Annotated in this window: 1 protein-coding gene; it reads right to left on the minus strand. The window is 55.1% G+C overall.

Translation table 11 applies throughout. The features are described 5' to 3' along the window. Positions 1-1,227, minus strand: a 1,227-nt coding sequence (locus AB0C69_RS42130; protein ID WP_360362522.1) for an ATP-binding protein, incomplete at its 3' end; no start/stop codon positions are given. Between the last annotated feature and the right edge of the window lie 398 nt (positions 1,228-1,625).

The raw sequence follows: 1,625 nt of genomic DNA on the forward strand, positions 1-1,625 counted from the left end.
CCGAACGAGCCATGGGACGCGACCGTCCCCGCCCAGAAGGTCCTGTCGACCGTGGTCCGGCTCGATGCCTCGCAGACTGTAAATAAGCCATGTCCGGTCTACATTGAAACCGCGATGGGTAAGTGTAATATCTCGTGTCCATGACGAGATCATTCCATCGGTGGCTACGCGAAGTCTCGGATAGTGAAGCAATTTGCGGTTTTTTGGAATATTCCAATTCGTCCCGAGCTGATCTCTGTACATAGCACTATACGAGAACAGGACGTATACATGGATCTGGTGATTTTCGATAAATTGATCTACTTCCTCGGGGGCGGCGAGTTGTTCCCCGACCCGTGAGCCGATCAATTCTTTTATGCCCTCTGGCGAAAATGTCCAGTAGCAGGCATGGTAGGCACCTTTATCCTTCGCCTGAGGCTCGGAGTTTCTATTATTTTTCAGCCATTGTCCGAGGTCGAGAACTCTTATCCCTTGGGTGAGATCCATGTGAGGATAGCGATATGAAGGTGAGATCTCTACGGTTTGGGTCTTAGCCAGCGCCTTATATTCGAGGGCGACCCGAAGGATTCTTCTTTTGGTGACTTCAGGTGGCTCCACGAGGCCGGCGGCAGTCTGATTTCGTATCGCGGTAATAGAATAATCAAGGCTGGGGAACGCGCGTCGAAGACTGCGCGGTTCGGTCTGGGGACTCAACCCCACCGTGACGATCGTTCCGGTGCCTACCAGGCGTCCGCCGTTCTTAACTTCAGTAAGGTGCCCGACAGGAGGGACATTATTATCCGGGTCCTCAACCCAGGAGCGCCCATGTTCTAGGCGGACAACGTAATGTTCAGCCGAGGTTCGACTTTCAATCTCGAAGAAATTAAACCCGTACGCCAAAAATGTGAGCCCTACCCCCTTATGCCCCCTTACAAGACCCGCGAGGAAATCGGCCCGCTTGCTTCCAACATCTGGGGCAAGCCACTTTTCGATCTCTTCACTTGAAATGCCGCGACCGTTGTCTCGAACAGATATCCGGTTCTCATCTGTATCCAAGATAATTGTTACTTCGCCGTCGCCTTGCAAGGTCTCAGCCGAAAGTACCTCGTCTACTGCATTTTGAATCGGCTCCGCGATGACGTCCGTTGCATGGTGATAGCTCTTGATTACGTTGATCACGCGTTGTTTAACCCATGCCTGTGTGTCATCTCTTGTAAGCGTCTCCAAGGGGTGGATCTCGCGAGGCATCTCGGCTCCCATTCCTGACACGGGGTGGCTACTAGGATCGCACATCAGGTAGCTGTCTGCAGGCTGGAGTCCGACAGGAGCCCTCTCAGACCTCTGTGGGTGATAGCACTCAGCTAGATGCAGCTGCGGAGGCAGGGAGGAACGTCCTCTTAGTCGAACGTATGTCCTAGTCTGGCTGCATAAGAGCGGCGCACTTGTGGGCAATACCCCTAAGCGCACCTCCACGAGAGCTAACTACCGTAGGGCTCAGATTCTGTATAGGCGGCTAGCCTGCAGCAGTCCAGGCGAATGATGATCTTGTAGCCTGGTGCTGGTTGGTAGGTGGTGGCCGTGCGACGCGGCGCGGCGGGACCGGACGGGACAGGCCGCATGCCCGGCGCGCCGGGGCGGGCGGCCGC

It is taken from the genome of Actinomadura sp. NPDC048032, from assembly GCF_040653175.1.
Lineage (GTDB): Bacteria > Actinomycetota > Actinomycetes > Streptosporangiales > Streptosporangiaceae > Spirillospora > Spirillospora verrucosospora.